Here is a 2,760-nt window from a genome sequence, read left to right as displayed (position 1 = left end):
AACTGGATTACCCATAAACCTGATAGAGCATCTAAGGCATGGCGAAAAAACTGCCCCAAGCGCTCAATAAACTAAAGAGTCGTGTACTGTGCTCTCGCACATACAAAACCTAAAAGACACCTATAATATCAAACACTTTCATTTTGAGGACGATAACTTAACACTCAACCCTAAAAGAACTCGAGAGCTCCTCAAGGGGTTAACCGAGTTGCAGATTACTTGGGACACCCCCAACGGAGTTCGGGCCGATACGATAAACGAAGAGGTCGCCGGCTTGATGGCTGAGAGTGGTGCAAAGTCCATAACAATAGCCGTAGAATCCGGGGATGAGAATATCCTTAACTCGGTAATCAATAAGAGGCTGGATCTCAAAAAGGTCCGTAATGCCGCCAGAAATCTCTACATGGCTGACATTCCAACCATTGCTTTCTTTATCATTGGTTTTCCAGGGGAAGACAAACAAGCCATCCTTTCAACACTGCAATTTGCCAAGAACCTGACAATTGATTACGGCACACTCAATCTACTTTTTGTCGCAACTCCTCTCGTCGGCACGCCATTGTACCAGCAATGTATGGATGAAGAGCTCCTTGTAGCGCCCTTAAACAATACGACGCTTCTTTCGGCTATTCGGCTCAATCAAACGCCGCTAATTCAAACTCCAGAATTCACGAAAGCAGACCTTCTTAAGTGGACAAAAATAGAACTCGAAACCCCTGATATAATCTGTAAGGGATCAACAGTCCCCATATTCTGGTCCAATAAAAATGGAGAAAGAATGGCTCGCAAATTATTCGGCAATACAACTGATGGCAGCGCATACAATTTCCAAATGACTGGGAATATTGATGCGTCCTGCTCTATCCCAGTCATGGCCAAGCCTACTTAATAAACCAATTATCCAATAGGCCTCACACCAACGATTGCATCCATTGACGTGATTGCACCCGTTTAAATGCGAAAACTAACTTCAAAAACTCTTCGGTAAGAGAAGCCAAATAAACCCACTGCATTGACAATTCGAATACGAGCGCAAAGATTATAGTTATCGGTAGGCTCATCAACCATGTGGTTGCACTATCTAGCTTCAAGACGAATGCATTATCGCCCCCGGCCCGTAAAATCCCGTTAATCAGTACTACATTGACACACCTAACCCACATAAAGAGTGCTGCAATATCATAAGTGGGTTTTAAGACCCCTATTGTTTCCTCGGATATTGAGCTGTATATTTGCGGCAGAAAATCAGCAAATAAAATTCCTATCGCAGATATTGTTAGTCCCATAAGTAGTGTAACGGTAATAGCCAACTGGGTCTCAAGCCAAGCATATTTTAGCTTTCTACGGCCTAAGAGCTGCCCTATGCGAGCACTTGCCCCTGTTGCCAAGCCATTAAAAGCAACCATGGAAAGGGTAACAATTGGAGCAATCAAGGCAATTGTGGTCAGGCCAACAGACCCAAGCCGGCTAAATATAATATGGTAGGCAAATAAACCAGCTGCCCAAAGCCCGCCATTCAAGGCCAACGGAGCAGACTTGGCGACGAGCTTATTTACGGCTGAACGCGAAAACTGTTGACTTATCTCTTTATAGTAAAACTTGAAGGGATGTTCCGCTATCACGAATAAATACAGGTAGAGCATTAAAAATACTGCATTTGTCACAAGCGTACCCAACGCCGCGCCCGCTACCCCCATGGCGGGTAATAGGCCGACACCAAAAATAAATAGGTAATTCAAAAATATCGAACAAAAGACAAAGCACAGACTAATAATCATACTTAGCCTACCCTGCCCAATCATATTTAGCGCCATACCTAGGCTTACCGTAATTGGAAAAGCTAAAATACTCCAACCGGCAATTCTAAGATATTCGGCCCCTTTATCTTTGACAGCGACAACATCGGGGCCTAGCGCCATTAGTAATTCTGGAAAGAGTACCAATATGAGCACAATTGGCACCACAACGACCATGGAACCGCCAATACTCATGTAAAGATAGAGACGCATTCCCGATAGCTTCTGCGCCCCCCAATGCTGTGCAATAAAAGCACTTGTAGCAAGAATAATACCGTAAACCACAGAGGTGAACACCATGATAGCAGAGCCACAAAAGGACAATGCCGCCACAGCAGCGTCATCAAGCTGCGCTACCATAACTGTATCCAGTACCTGCTGGGCAGAGAATGCAAGGTTTTGTAGAGCAGGCGGAATGGAACTCCAAAATAAGCCTCTCACAAGTCTGTAATAGCGATTAGCCTTGACCATAATACACGCATAAGCAAAATAGAGTTATCTAAATAATAAAATATAATGCGCTCTATAATTGAATAGCACAACAGTAAATGTTTTATTAATTTGTATTGGGTGCCTTGCTAAAATAATGCAATTGATATTCAAAACAATACTACTTAACCATTATAAAAGCAGCTTCTTAATTACTTTATATTAATAACAATAGTCACCGCAAATACCTCATTCTCCCATTTTTTACAGACTAGAAATTACAATTATGATAAAAGATGCAAGAAACCCATCAACTTTTTTTGTTTTTGGTGCTAAACACAAAAGCCCTGCTTATTTTATTCTGCAGGTCTATTTCTATAATAGATATATAATGAAGATTCTTTGGTTGCGGGGGTAGGATTTGAACCTACGACCTTCAGGTTATGAGCCTGACGAGCTACCGGGCTGCTCCACCCCGCGTTAATTTTGTGTGCAGGGGCTTGTTGTGCCCTGCGCGGGCTTTGTGGTGCCCGGT

Annotated in this window: 2 protein-coding genes and 1 tRNA gene; 1 reads left to right on the top strand and 2 read right to left on the bottom strand. The window is 43.0% G+C overall.

The features are described 5' to 3' along the window. Positions 1-88: 88 nt before the first annotated feature. Positions 89-889: a B12-binding domain-containing radical SAM protein gene (locus AYK67_RS01820; protein ID WP_068081520.1), complete on the top strand. Its 801-nt coding sequence runs from the start codon at positions 89-91 to the stop codon at positions 887-889. Positions 890-911: 22 nt separating this feature from the next. On the opposite strand, the gene AYK67_RS01815 is transcribed toward AYK67_RS01820, so the two are convergent. Next, positions 912-2,267: an MATE family efflux transporter gene (locus AYK67_RS01815; RefSeq protein WP_068081517.1), complete on the bottom strand. Its 1,356-nt coding sequence runs from the start codon at positions 2,265-2,267 to the stop codon at positions 912-914. Positions 2,268-2,628: 361 nt separating this feature from the next. Continuing rightward, positions 2,629-2,705: transfer RNA gene (locus AYK67_RS01810), tRNA-Met, on the bottom strand. Positions 2,706-2,760 lie beyond the last annotated feature (55 nt).

Origin of the sequence: Polycladidibacter stylochi (genome assembly GCF_001562055.1) — a bacterium.
GTDB lineage: Bacteria > Pseudomonadota > Alphaproteobacteria > Rhizobiales > Stappiaceae > Pseudovibrio > Pseudovibrio stylochi.
The sequence above is the reverse complement of the archived record's forward strand: the minus strand, read 5'-3'. Positions and strand labels throughout refer to the sequence as shown.

Excerpts from the sequence above, each read along its gene's own strand:
- AYK67_RS01815 (WP_068081517.1), bottom strand. The coding sequence starts at position 2,267 with ATGGTCAAGGCTAATCGCTATTACAGACTTGTGAGAGGCTTATTTTGG.